We start from the raw sequence: 12,275 nt of genomic DNA on the forward strand, positions 1-12,275 counted from the left end.
CCAATATCAATGTGCAGCCAGCAAATACAGGGGCCATAGTCATATTCTCCCTTCTCTAATTGCTTCAAAAAGATCATGTTTGAGCCTGTCGTAACGGCGGCTAGATCGAATGGCTAAAACCATCAATACCCACATTTGAAACCAATCGTATGGAGTCATCGTTACGCCTCTAAAAGCAGTATAGCCGGTACGCGGGGAGGAGAGTGCTAGCCACAAACCGCCAATCCCAATTTGGCATGCCAAATTGGGCTTAGTAGTAGGTGTCGTACAACTCACCTCTGGCTTGAGCATCCTCTGCTTCAGAACGGCTCATATGCTCACCATCGGCAATGATATTGCCCATACCATCATCCATCTGATCAAGTTGATCACTCTTTTCTGATGACTGGCCATCATCGGAAAACAAGCTCAATAACACGAAGACCGCCCCCACCACTACACACACAAACGTTTCCAGCATCAGCATTTCCTCTGCTTCAATTTGGCATGCCAAATTGAAAGCTAAGTATTCCTTAGTATCTAGGCTTTATTAAAGCTAAGAAAATCTTAGTTTTCAATAGCGGATGTCTTACACCACTTGAAAACTAATGATGGTTCGCCGTTTCCCATACGGCTAAAGCAAGCACGAACGAGACTTGGTCTGTCCCAAAAGCGACTAGGCATACTGGCGGGGATGGATAAGTTTGTTGCGTCTGCACGCATGAACCAGTACGAACGTGGTGTTCATACCCCAGACTTTAAAATGGTAGTGGCGCTCAGTGAGGTGCTCGAAGTGCCAACCGCCTTCTTGTTCTGTGTCGAAGACGACTTGGCAGAGAAGATATTGGATTGGTCGTCGCAACGTGTATAAGACGGAAGCTGTTCACTCATCACCCGACAGACTTCTTACTCGGATTAACACTTGGTACTGACGGTCAACAAACAGCAGACATTGGACTTTCTGACCTGAGAGGGTAATCTAGCTTTTAAGGAAGCTGACCTTGCACGGTTGGGATAAGATGCTTTTAAGCGGAAAATTTGGTGCTGTCGTCTAGTGGCCTAAGACGCCCGCCGATTATGTCGGTTTGTGAAAGCGGGAAACTGAGGTTCGAACCCTCACGGCACCACCATTACATGAGTAAGTTATGGAAAGTGAAGGTCTCAAGCAATTCTTAGAAGTTGTTGGCGATGCTGTCCATTCAGTTAACACAATATGTGTTGGCTTGGCTGCTGTGCGAACAGGGACCGTCACAAAACCTGATGATCTGACAATTGGCTGGAAAAGTTCTAATCCTGAGACCTCTGCCTCAAAAGCAAGAATATTTTCCCTTCGAGCGTCGCTGGTTTTTGTTGAAGAGGCGCTTCTCAAGTACCTGGACTTCCTCAAAGATTGTTCAACTGAGGACGAGATTCTATATACAGCACTATCTACCGAGGGAGCAGCAGACAGAGTTGTTGAAGTGTCAAAATGTCTTTCAGATGCTAAGCCTTACTGGTGGCCGATGGTTGTTCTGCTAGTGCGATGGCGGAATCGGGTCGTTCATAGCGCGAAAAATGGATTGACTCCGCGTCAGAGGAAACTTCTCCTTGAACACGAGCAGGTTATTAAGCAAAGGCACGCGGGTATTGACATACAGCAAACCTTAGACAATTTCGACTCTAGCCAGATAACTCTGAAGGACTTCACGACCCTCATTGCAATTACAGTCCGCTATGTGCGAGCACTAGATGAACAACTTGAGCCTCAGCTACACACGATGCAGGGCTTCATTTCACGGTTGGAGCAGCGGGGTTTAGTGGAGGTTTTTGATAACGTGATGAAAGCTAACGGAGAATCTACGCGGAGACGTAAGCTACGATCTTTTTTAGATACTGAGTTTTCAAAAATACCGGATACTTTTTTTGAGGACATTTTCCATCATGGGCCAATCCGCCAAGATAATGCTTAACAATCGGCTGCACAGCGACCGATTTTCCGCCGCTGCGCGGCTCCAAAACAGTGCATGTCCTGAGCTTTAAATTTCACAAGGAGAGGTAGTGGCAAAGCAAATAGAAGAAGGGGAGTTGGCCCTTTATAAATACAACAAGATTCGATACTCCTTTGTTTCGCTTGATGCTGGTGACCAGCAAATTTTAACTAGCGATCCTTGGTCGTTTCTCAGCTCAGACCTACAGCTTCGGCTAAATAATACTCGCGGTAATAATAGGAAAAAAATCGAGCGTGCTATGTATTATGCGGGGCTAGCGGAGGACTTCTATAAAGCCGCTGGAGTTAGTCCGCTGCCTGCGAAAGGTGCTTTGCTCTACTACGGTATGCTGGACCTTGTTAAATGTTTCTTGAGTCTAAATGATGTCCCTTTAGAGTCGACCCATGAGCATCATGGACTGGTGTTGCCGGTTGCCAAAGAACAGACGGTGGAAGTCAAAGGTAAAATGCGGGAAGCGGTAAATATTTTTTATGAATTCACCCGTTTGTTGGGCAAGCCGGTCAGGTTAGTGCATGAGGTAAGGCTAGAGCAAGCTATGTCTCACATACCAGAAGTGCACAGCATCTATACTAGTTTAGGACATCGCTCGAAAAGAAAGCTTCTGCCTGTAGATATCGAATTTCAAGTAAATAAAGCGAGAGACAAACTCTTTACTGAGGTGATCTACCAAAAAGAACAAGAAGCTAAAGTAGAAGTAGATAAGTTTCTAAAGGGCGAACGTAAAAAATACTTCAAGGAAGGTTACCCGCGAGATAAGAAGGTTGTGTTTAGAGCGGCTAAACGTAAATCCTTCAGCCAAGAAAATATTCACCGAATATACAAAAATATTCTGGCTGATTATCAGAAACTGGATATCGTTCCCATTTTAACGAATAAGGGTTATCGGTACTACGTTGATCTGCGTCCTGGGGATCTTCCTCAGCTCTCCTATAGCTTACTTGCAATGTTTTATTTAGGGAGTGCTGCGAGGTACCGGCCTTCGGAAATTAAATCGCTATTCGAAGGTGCGTTGCGGCCTTTGGTTAGTGAGTTTGTTAGTCTCGCACCAAAGCAGTTTCTCTATCAAATGGTATCGATCACTACAAAAAACGAATGTGTTATCCCGTTCGCAGCAATCTGACAGCTAACAAGTCACAGCTGCGGACAAGCCGCTTAATGCAGCGTTATCTTTTTCGGAGGGACTATGACCGCTAAAAAGTGTTTATCGATTGGACCAAGCGACGATTTGAGCAAGCCAAGAGAGGTATTGCGGGAGTCTCAATCTTTAGAAGCCTTGAAGAGTAAAGGTTTTGAGCATGCTGAGTCTCATGGACTGGAAAATCCGGAGTGGGAAGATGTTTCATATCCAGTCATGGGCGATGACAAGCTAAGCAGTGCCGTTTTGCGTTATACCATGAACTTGGAAGATGGAAATTGTTTGCTTATTGAGTAAAAACTACAATCCACTGGACTCTGGCCACATACGGCTATGCTTGCTTTTGTATATCGTAATTGCCAAATGACTTGTACCTAGGGCATGTCTTGTAGAAGACAAGTCAGCGAAGAGATGACCGAGCTAAGGAATTTAATACATATAAGGAGATTGCATGACTCCAATCGAACAAATAGAAAAATGGATCAAGGACAAGCCTGTTTGGTGGAGACAGAGCGTTCGGCTTGCACTGGAAAATGGAGGCCTGGATGATGAGTTACTCCATGAGGTTTATGAACTGGCACTAATTGAACATGAGCTGGCTGATGTAACTGATGAGTTCGATAATGCGACCCAACCGATAGATTTTTCAGGGCACACTAGCGAAGAAGAAGTCGTTAATATCAGATCACTGGGCAATGTATTGGGTGTTGGCGCTTTAGCTAGGAATCAGACTATTGACTTTAACCAGTCTGGACTCTTCGTTGTCTACGGAGACAATGGGGCAGGTAAGTCCAGCTACGCAAATATTCTAAAGAGTGCTTGTTTAACGCGAGGTAGCGATCCGAAAATTCTAGGTAATGTGTTCGAAGCAAACAATCCCCCTCCTAGTGCTGAGATATCTTTCACTGTGGGTTCTAAAGATAACGAACATTCTTGGACTTTGGACGAACCGAGTACAGGTGCACTCAAAGCAATTAGGGTCTTTGACACGAGCTCTGCACACCACTATGTCAACAAAGAGGATGCGCTGGGCTTCAAGCCGTCTGGGCTGAACTTGTTAGATGAACTTACTGCTGCGGTTAACTACGTTAAAGACATTGTTGATGAGGAGATAATGCCGGGTAACGGTTTCGAGCATGTCAGTACTCTCAACTCATCAAGCGATATTGCTAAAGTTGTAAACAGTCTATCGTACAAACACAAAGAAAGTGATATTGAGAAGCATCGAGCCACCGCAAAAGAAGTGGCGCGGATTGAGCCACTACGACAAGAAATCGCACATGATAAGTTGCAAACACCAGAAACCTTGAAAAAGAAGCTGAGGCAGCAGAGAGAACTGCTAAAGCCACTGGGGAATATGACGATATCAGCACTTAAGTGCTTGGGTGATAAATCAATTGAGCAGCTCAGGAAGTTACAACAGGATTACAAGCAAAAGAAACAACAAGCAGAAGCGATAAAGAAAGCAACTTTAGATGGACTGCCCTTGGATACAGTCACTGGAATCCAATGGCAAGAAGTTTGGAAATCGGCGAAGCAATTTGTTGAACAGGAACCTCATTCCAATCATTTCCCCCCCGAAACAGGGGATAACTGTCCATTGTGTTTGCAAGTTATCTCTGAGGAGAGTGGCAACAGATTAGCTGCTCTTCATAAGTTTTTGTCCGATAACGCCGCTACCGAAGCAAATAAAGCTTATGAATCACTGCGAAACGTAGAGGAGCTGATTCGATCTCAAGACTTGAGAATTCATGAGCATAAAACGGCTCTTGATGAGTTAGAGAGTATTGAGCCTGGTTTGTCAGAAAAGTTTATGGTTTTGTTTGAAAAGCTTTCTGAGAGAAAGATGAAGCTTATCGAAGACTCTGAACTGCCTTCAGAGGATGAAATTCTTGATATATCGGCGGTACAATCTATCAGACAGATCTCACAGAGCATTTCTGAACAAATTAAAGCGGTACAATCGGATGAAGATTTAGTCAAGCTGATTGAAAAGAAAGAGCTGGAGCTACAACGTCTGGAGGATAAAAAATTTGTTCTGGATAACTTTCAAGCGTTAATAAATAACCTTCAAAGACATAAAGTTGTTAAGAAGTTAGAGGGGCTAAAAAAGCAGTGTAATCCCCTGAAAATTTCTATTCTATCATCCAACATCTACAAACAAGGTGTAATTAAGCCATTAGAGGCTGCATTTGCAGACGAGCTTCATCAGTTTGGTTTCACGCGGTTCTCTATCCAAGTGCAAACGCGAAATACGGGCGGGAGTCAACAATTTAAGTTGGCGATAGCTGACGCCGGTGAACCTATCGTTGCCAAAGTGGCGAGTGAAGGTGAGCAGCGCTGTATCGCAATCGCTGCGTTTTTAGCTGAGATGAAAGCTGATAATCGTGATTCGACGGTTATTTTTGATGATCCAGTAAACTCTCTGAGTCATCAGTGGAGTAGCAGGGTAGCTGCAAGATTGGTTGATGAGTCGAAAAAGCGTCAAGTCATAGTATTCACCCACGACATAGTATTTTTTAAGCTGTTATTAGAGCAGGCAGAGTTGCAGGACGCTGAAAACAATAGCATTGCTTTGATGCGTAATAAAAAATATGCCGGTCTAGTGAAAGATTCAGCGCCGTGGGAGGCACTCACTACAGGTAAAAGACTAAAGGTTCTGAACGTCGAACTCCAGAAGCTGCGTAAGATTGAAGCTAATGAAACTGAAGATGAATTTCGTAAAGCATCACGTCATTTTTATGGTTTACTCCGTGAGTCTTGGGAACGCTTGATTGAAGAGAAGTTACTTAACAAAGTGGTAAATCGATTCGAGCGAGGAGTCTATACCCAACGGCTATCTCGCTTAGTAGATATTACCGAAGCGGATATAGTTCGCATTGATAATGCAATGACAAAATGCAGTGCCTATTTTACAGGACACGATAGTGCGGCAGGTGTAGGTGACCCATACCCAACAATTGATGAAGTCTCCACTGATCTAGAAGATATCAAGATGTTTCTCAAGGAACTTCAAGTAGACAGAAAAAGGAGTTAGTCTCGTTAACTTCCAACCTGATCTATGCCCGCTGATGGTGCATAGCTGACAGTGTGATTTGGCATGCCAAATTCTAGCTGCCCAAGTAAGCATAGGTAATCTTGAGTCGCTCATGCCCCAACTCAACGCTGATCTGTTCACGAACTTTAGTATCACGTTCATAATTAACGGGTGATAGTTCTCTTCTACGAGGGCCGCCGTCTGCTGGGCATTTCCAACCAGTAAGTTCTAGGTATCGCTGCCTGGCGAAGTGATGCCGTAATCCGTGGTTTTTATTCAGGCCAACCCGAATCGTCTCGCGGTCATATTCCTTCATCTGGGCTTTGTAGTTCCGCTCCGGTTCGATGAGCGCTCCTTTAGTCACCTTGGCAATATCTCGAATTAGCTGTCGTTGTGACTCTTTCCAAATGGGAATCTTGCGGTACTTACCGCCCTTAGCCCAGGAGCCTTTAATTTGCAGCATGTCATCATTGTCTTTCAATGCATAGGACAAGCTGAACTTCATACATTCCTCTTTCCTAAGCCCGAACTCTTGCTGTAAGCGTAGTGACAACTTTATGAAGTCACTTTTTATCTTCGCATGCTTGTCCATGTCGAGCGCTTTGGATTTCCCAATGGGGTTGTTGCGGACTCTTGGAATACCGTAGTCGTCGTTGCTACGAGCACAGATATTGGGCTTGCCGATTTTCTCTGCTATCCAGCGAAGAGCAGCCATTCTGTTCTTAATCGTCTTTGCCGCAAGGCCTTCATCTTGCCATCGGTGAACGAGATGGTTGATGTGTTTGGTCTTTAGGCCAGATGGGTCTCTTAACCGGTAGCCATGACTGAGTAATTGCTTCGCCGCAAGGTTCAACACTTTGCTGCGCGTTGCGCGGGTACTAAAACTGCTTTCTCTATGTGTGTCGTTCACCATTTGATGAAGACGATATCCTAATTGGCTCATTTCACGTTCCTCATAAGTTTAAATTTGAATCTGAAAATATTGAGAAAATTACCAAACCGAAGACCAGGGGGCGAAACGCCAAAATAGGTAAGTTTTAAAGCCATATGAACGGCACTTAGCCGAGCATATTGTCGAAAGACATAAAGGCTAACTGGTCTAAAGCAACAAAGCTGAGCCGTATGATTTCTGTTGAAATGCAGTACGGACTACTGTGGTTTCTTTGGTGTTTATCGTGGGGTGGTCGTGTGACCCATAACGCTGCGAATGCAGCTCCTCAGGAACGTGTTGCGGGCAGTTAGGTACGCCCTTTTTCTTGATGCTCATGCTGAGCGATTACGCTGTTAAAATTATCACAATGATCGGTTAATGCAATGCCTTTTTGCTGTGCTCAAATTTCCGTCCCTCTTCTGGCCCTGCGATTTTTCAGGCGGATTGGGTGTCGAGGCATCATGAGCAGGGGCCTCGACGGGCGACTCTGCGAGTCGTCCCTACACCTAGCGAGTAGGGACGACTCGACGCCAATCCGCCTGAAGATATACTCCAAAATCAACTCTAGGGTTATAGTTCATGTTAGGCTTGGTGAGAGTGAATCGGTTTCAAGCTCACGTGATTGGTATGTGTAACCATTAGGGAAAGGTGATATGGAAGACATTGGCCAGAGAATTCAGAAGTCTTTATGGAAAGATCATGATGATGACGCTGAGTTCCCAAGTAAAACTCCGCTACTTGCTCATTACACGTCTATCGAAACCTTTGACCGAATTATCGAAGGTGAAGAGCTGTGGTTTGCGAACCCATTAAATATGAATGACTCAGATGAGTTGCTCTTCGGTATAGAGAGAGGGATTTCTGAATTCAGAAAGAACAAAGACCTAATCAAAGCATGTGGCAGCAAGGAAGTGTTCGCCAGCTTATTAGAGAAGCTCGATCGTCATGTTAATGATTTCGATAAAGCGCATTTGCTAGACACTTACATTGCTTGTTTCTCTTTGCATGATAAAGACGACTATGATGGCTCACTTTCTATGTGGAGGGGATATGGTTCCAACGGTGGAGGTATCTCTTTCGTCATTGATACAGAGAAGATAGAGCCGAACGAAGATTCACCCATCATTCTGGCCCCAGTTGACTATGTTACTTACGAAGAGCGTATAGATTGGATAAGAGCCCGAATACGAGATCTGGCAGAGTTGCTCGATAGCCTGGATAAAACGGAGCGAGTGCTAGATGCTGTCGCTTGGCACTGGGTTGAGAGGCTTAAGGTGTTTTCTTTGTACACCAAACACAAAGGTTTTGAGGAAGAGAAGGAATGGAGGTTTGTATACCTTAAAGACAGGGATACTGATGAAGCCTACCTCCCAATGTTTGGATACAACATATCTGACAAAGGTGTTGAACCTAAGCTCAAGTTAAAATTGAAAAACATACCAGTAAGCAATAAACCGTTTACACTTGAATCAATTATTGACCGAATTATCCTCGGGCCCACAGCTTCCTCTGAACTGTCAATGCGATCGGTAGTTAGAATGCTGAGTGTTAAGGGGAAGCACGCATTGAAAAAAAGAGTTAGAGCATCATCAATACCATACCGTCCCTAATAAGAGCATGTTTTTTTTAAGGAATATTTGTTTTAGGATCTCCCTCAGAATTAGGGCGAAGTTCAATGTCTATGCTGAAGAAATGGACCGAAGCGCACAAGCTTTTTGATAGTTCAGAAACCCCGAAAGTAGTTAATAGTATGCTACGCCACTCTCCTCGAGAGTTAGTTATAAAGCATCATATCTTGATTCTCACTTACGTCTTAGGTGCGATCTACTTCACTTGGATATCTTCTCTAACTAGTTGGGCTTACATTGGTTTTGTCCTTTTTGCCGGCCTTGTGTATTGTCTGCGAGAAAGCTTCATAGGCCGAGATTTTTCATGCGAGTTTGAAAAGTATGGTCTGTACAACCTCCCATTTTTCAGACGTAGTGCGTATTTGTCATATCTGAGATTTGTAGAACTGGCTAACTCATCGAAGGTTATCAGTAAGAATGATGTTAAAAATCTTCTAAAGTGGGACGAGGTGAGGCAGAGGAAAGTTACATCTTTAGAGTACTTCAAAAGCCCAGTTGTTATAAGTGCTATAGGTTTAACACTTAGTTTCGTTCCAGAGGGCTTAAAATACAATGGTTGGAGCCCTAGAGATATTGCATTATACGTTATCTTCATGGTGACAGCTGTTTTATTCGGCTGGATGATATTTGATATTGGTATTGGTTACTCCAAGAAGACCTCCAAAATCTGTCGTTATTTGCAATGGTGGGAATTGGAGGAGTAACACTCGATCACTTCTAACCACAGTATTAGTCTATTACCTTGGTGAACCTATCTTTCCGCTGCGCTCCAAGATAGGCTCACCCTCCTGCACCGTATAAGGTTTAGGATGGTCCGCCTTGCTCTCCACTTCGGTAGAACTTGCTAAGTTCCTGCCCCCCTTACGCGCCGGAGAGACACACCAGTGATTAGCTGCCTTCACTTTTACCCCCGCCTGTTGGCCGGATAGCCTCGCCGTTTTTATCGTGGTGGCCGTGGTTGGAGCCCCGTTTCCCACAAGTGTGAACGCCTCTGCATTGCGAATGCAGAGAATCGTGGTGCGCGTCGCACGCTGAGTCGTATGTAAGGAATCCCCGTTCGACTCGACATCAGGAACACTTCATCAACAACAACTATCCAATATGAAGTGCTACGTGAATTACGCAGTGCCTGATGCGTTTTCGCTGGGGCAAAAACGCGGTCGAGTTCGGCGAGCCTTTTCACTAGACAAAGGGCTACCCCTCAGCTAGTATGAAGCTGATTTTGATTTGGTCGTGTAGCTGTCTAGCGGGTGCCGACTGACTCTATAAACCCGAGTTGCCGCTCGGGTTTTTGCTTTTCTAGCCCCAGAAAATCTTCATGCGATAGAAGTCCCCTCTAAATCAGTTCCAAAAACGCATAACAGGCAGACGAAGCTATGCGGCTTTCAGAGGATTTATTCAGGGATTTATTTGGAAGGAGATTGATATAAAGTCATTTAATATCAATCGAATAGAGTGACTTTCAAAAGAGAATTGAAAATCCTCGTGTCGGTGGTTCGATTCCGCCTCCGGGCACCATCATTGAAAGCCTCGCAGAAATGCGGGGCTTTTTTTGTGTCTAAATTGTGCCGCTGATGTGAAGAGGCGGAACGAACGCGCTTTTTGGTCGGTGGTTAGATTGCTCGCCACTTCCCTGTGGCTCGTCGGCGCTGCCGACCAGCTAAAGCTGTCCAACATTGTTCCGGACAATGTTGTCCGTCTCCGGGCACCATCATTGAAAGCCTCGCAGAAATGCGGGGCTTTTTTTGTGTCTAAATTGTGCCACGGATGTAGAGGCGGAACGAACGCTCTTTTTGTCGGTGGTTAGATTGCTCGCCACCTTCCTGTGGCTCGTCGGCGTTGCCGACCAGCTAAAGCTGTCCAACATTGTTCCGGACAATGTTGTCCGCCTCTGGGCACTATCATACAAAGCGTCGCGGTAAGTCTATCAGGTAGCCAGGGTCGTCCTGTCCGGAAATTCTGTTGTTGTTAATCATTGACGCGCGTTCTTATACATATGAATATACATATATGTGATATTTCGTATGTGTAGGCGATGACTCCCATTCAATTTTATAAGTGCTTAGCCGATGAAACGCGGCTTAAGTCGCTGTTGTTGATCGCCGAGCAGGGCGAGGCCTGCGTCTGTGATTTAATGGCGGCGCTTGAGCTGGACCAGCCTAAGGTCTCCCGGCATCTGGCACAGTTGCGTCAGTGCGCCATTGTGGCCGATGAGCGTCGGGGTAAGTGGGTTTATTATCGCCTGCATCCCGAGCTGGCTCAGTGGGCATCACAGGTACTCACTCAGACCGGTCAGGCTAATCCCGATTATATTGCCGCCGAGCGCCAACGTTTTGTGGCCGCCAGGTCATCCAATTCTTGTCCCAATTAACCCGAGACGTTTTATGAAAGTTTTATATATCTGCACTCACAATCGCTGCCGCAGCATCTTGTCGGAGGCCATCACCAATCAAATGGCGGGCGATGTGATACAGGCCAGAAGTGCGGGCAGCCAGCCCGCTGGCGAGGTGCATCCTCTATCCATTCAATATCTCAAGCAGACCGGTTATGCCACCGAGGGGCTGCAAAGTCAGTCCTGGGACGAGTTTGAAGATTTTGCGCCGGATGTGGTTATAACGGTCTGTGACTCGGCCGCCGGTGAGGCCTGTCCACTCTATTTTGGCAACAGCCTGAAACTGCACTGGGGCTTAAACGACCCGTCCAAGGTTGAAGGCAGTGATAAGCAAAAGGCCGAGGCGTTTCGGGATTGTATCGCCGAGATTGAACGGCGGGTTAAGGTGCTCACAGACTTGGCAGGAAAAGACTTGTCGCCCGCAGAGCTGGGCGACGCATTAACTCAACAAGGAGCGCAGTCATGACCAGTCTGGATATGGCACTACCGAATATCGATACCGAACAGTTTCACACACCGGATGAAGCCAGGTTTGCCAACAAAGGCGCCTCGCACAAGCCCCGAATTCTGTTGCTGTATGGCTCGCTGCGCAAGCGTTCCTACAGCCGCCTGGTGGTGGAAGAGTGCGCTCGCCTGTTGAACCACTTTGGTGCCGAGGCGCGGATTTTCGATCCCACCGGTTTGCCGCTGCCCGATGCCGAAGAGGACAGCCACCCCAGGGTGCAGGAGCTGCGGGAGCTGATGATGTGGTCAGAAGGCCAGGTCTGGTGCTCACCGGAACGCCATGGCGCCATGACCGGTATCCTGAAAAGTCAGATCGACTGGGTACCGCTGAATCTGGGCGGTGTGCGGCCCACACAGGGCAAAACCCTGGCGGTGATGCAGGTTTGTGGCGGCTCTCAGTCCTTTAATGCGGTGAACCAGATGCGGGTGCTCGGGCGCTGGATGCGTATGGTCACCATTCCCAACCAGTCGTCGGTGCCTAAGGCGTTTCTCGAGTTTGAGGAAGACGGCCGCATGAAACCCTCGCCTTTCTATAACCGCATTGTGGACGTGATGGAAGAGCTGATGAAGTTCACGCTGATGCTGCGCGACAACAAAGACTACTTTGTGGACCGGTATTCCGAGCGCGTTGAAAGCGCCGAGCAGGTCAGTGAACGTGTTAATCAGCGGGCGATTTAGAAT

Annotated in this window: 12 protein-coding genes and 1 tRNA gene; 11 read left to right on the top strand and 2 right to left on the bottom strand. The window is 46.2% G+C overall.

Annotated elements, in window-relative coordinates:
* Nucleotides 1-250 precede the first annotated feature (250 nt).
* Complete coding sequence (locus HMF8227_RS01535) at nucleotides 251-460, bottom strand: hypothetical protein (protein WP_109340976.1); 210 nt, start codon at nucleotides 458-460, stop codon at nucleotides 251-253.
* A gap of 117 nt (nucleotides 461-577) precedes the next feature.
* Here HMF8227_RS01535 and HMF8227_RS01540 point away from each other — a divergent pair, with 117 nt between their 5' ends.
* The 6 genes from HMF8227_RS01540 (at nucleotide 578) to HMF8227_RS01565 (ending at nucleotide 6,139) form a co-directional block, all read left to right on the top strand.
* Entirely contained in the window at nucleotides 578-850 is a 273-nt protein-coding gene (locus tag HMF8227_RS01540; protein ID WP_109338505.1) for a helix-turn-helix domain-containing protein, read from the top strand.
* Nucleotides 851-1,019: 169 nt separating this feature from the next.
* Nucleotides 1,020-1,109: transfer RNA gene (locus tag HMF8227_RS01545), tRNA-OTHER, on the top strand.
* A gap of 15 nt (nucleotides 1,110-1,124) precedes the next feature.
* Nucleotides 1,125-1,928, top strand: coding sequence for a hypothetical protein (locus HMF8227_RS01550; protein WP_109338506.1), 804 nt, complete (start codon nucleotides 1,125-1,127; stop codon nucleotides 1,926-1,928).
* Between the two features lie 88 nt (nucleotides 1,929-2,016).
* Entirely contained in the window at nucleotides 2,017-3,087 is a 1,071-nt protein-coding gene (locus tag HMF8227_RS01555; RefSeq protein ID WP_162558454.1) for a YaaC family protein, read from the top strand.
* Between the two features lie 63 nt (nucleotides 3,088-3,150).
* Entirely contained in the window at nucleotides 3,151-3,399 is a 249-nt protein-coding gene (locus tag HMF8227_RS01560; protein ID WP_109338507.1) for a hypothetical protein, read from the top strand.
* A 154-nt stretch (nucleotides 3,400-3,553) separates the two neighbouring features.
* Complete coding sequence (locus HMF8227_RS01565) at nucleotides 3,554-6,139, top strand: AAA family ATPase (protein ID WP_109338508.1); 2,586 nt, start codon at nucleotides 3,554-3,556, stop codon at nucleotides 6,137-6,139.
* 73 nt (nucleotides 6,140-6,212) lie between these two features.
* Here HMF8227_RS01565 and HMF8227_RS01570 read toward each other — a convergent pair whose 3' ends face one another.
* Nucleotides 6,213-7,082, bottom strand: coding sequence for a phage integrase N-terminal domain-containing protein (locus tag HMF8227_RS01570; protein ID WP_109338509.1), 870 nt, complete (start codon nucleotides 7,080-7,082; stop codon nucleotides 6,213-6,215).
* 641 nt (nucleotides 7,083-7,723) lie between these two features.
* Here HMF8227_RS01570 and HMF8227_RS01580 point away from each other — a divergent pair.
* The 5 genes from HMF8227_RS01580 to arsH all read left to right on the top strand — a co-directional run bounded on the left by HMF8227_RS01580 (nucleotide 7,724) and on the right by arsH (nucleotide 12,272).
* Nucleotides 7,724-8,680 carry a DUF2971 domain-containing protein gene (locus HMF8227_RS01580; protein WP_109338510.1) on the top strand — a complete coding sequence of 319 codons (957 nt, stop codon included), beginning with the start codon at nucleotides 7,724-7,726 and terminating at the stop codon, nucleotides 8,678-8,680.
* 65 nt (nucleotides 8,681-8,745) lie between these two features.
* Nucleotides 8,746-9,402, top strand: a complete 657-nt coding sequence (locus tag HMF8227_RS01585) for a hypothetical protein (protein ID WP_109338511.1) — start codon at nucleotides 8,746-8,748, stop codon at nucleotides 9,400-9,402.
* Nucleotides 9,403-10,733: 1,331 nt separating this feature from the next.
* Entirely contained in the window at nucleotides 10,734-11,069 is a 336-nt protein-coding gene (locus tag HMF8227_RS01595) for a metalloregulator ArsR/SmtB family transcription factor (protein ID WP_109338513.1), read from the top strand.
* A 13-nt stretch (nucleotides 11,070-11,082) separates the two neighbouring features.
* The gene (locus HMF8227_RS01600) at nucleotides 11,083-11,556 is read left to right on the top strand and encodes an arsenate reductase ArsC (protein WP_109338514.1); all 474 of its coding nucleotides are present in this window, start codon (nucleotides 11,083-11,085) and stop codon (nucleotides 11,554-11,556) included.
* Nucleotides 11,553-12,272, top strand: a complete 720-nt coding sequence (arsH, locus tag HMF8227_RS01605; RefSeq protein WP_109338515.1) for an arsenical resistance protein ArsH — start codon at nucleotides 11,553-11,555, stop codon at nucleotides 12,270-12,272. Before HMF8227_RS01600 ends, arsH begins: the two co-directional genes overlap by 4 nt.
* The last annotated feature ends 3 nt before the right edge of the window (nucleotides 12,273-12,275 follow it).

The organism is Saliniradius amylolyticus (assembly GCF_003143555.1).
Taxonomy (GTDB): Bacteria; Pseudomonadota; Gammaproteobacteria; order Enterobacterales; family Alteromonadaceae; genus Saliniradius; species Saliniradius amylolyticus.

Excerpts from the sequence above, each read along its gene's own strand:
- HMF8227_RS01535 (WP_109340976.1), bottom strand. The coding sequence starts at position 460 with ATGCTGGAAACGTTTGTGTGTGTAGTGGTGGGGGCGGTCTTCGTGTTA.
- HMF8227_RS01550 (WP_109338506.1), top strand. The coding sequence starts at position 1,125 with ATGGAAAGTGAAGGTCTCAAGCAATTCTTAGAAGTTGTTGGCGATGCT.
- HMF8227_RS01560 (WP_109338507.1), top strand. The coding sequence starts at position 3,151 with ATGACCGCTAAAAAGTGTTTATCGATTGGACCAAGCGACGATTTGAGC.
- HMF8227_RS01565 (WP_109338508.1), top strand. The coding sequence starts at position 3,554 with ATGACTCCAATCGAACAAATAGAAAAATGGATCAAGGACAAGCCTGTT.
- HMF8227_RS01570 (WP_109338509.1), bottom strand. The coding sequence starts at position 7,082 with ATGAGCCAATTAGGATATCGTCTTCATCAAATGGTGAACGACACACAT.
- HMF8227_RS01580 (WP_109338510.1), top strand. The coding sequence starts at position 7,724 with ATGGAAGACATTGGCCAGAGAATTCAGAAGTCTTTATGGAAAGATCAT.
- HMF8227_RS01585 (WP_109338511.1), top strand. The coding sequence starts at position 8,746 with ATGTCTATGCTGAAGAAATGGACCGAAGCGCACAAGCTTTTTGATAGT.
- HMF8227_RS01595 (WP_109338513.1), top strand. The coding sequence starts at position 10,734 with ATGACTCCCATTCAATTTTATAAGTGCTTAGCCGATGAAACGCGGCTT.
- HMF8227_RS01600 (WP_109338514.1), top strand. The coding sequence starts at position 11,083 with ATGAAAGTTTTATATATCTGCACTCACAATCGCTGCCGCAGCATCTTG.
- arsH (WP_109338515.1), top strand. The coding sequence starts at position 11,553 with ATGACCAGTCTGGATATGGCACTACCGAATATCGATACCGAACAGTTT.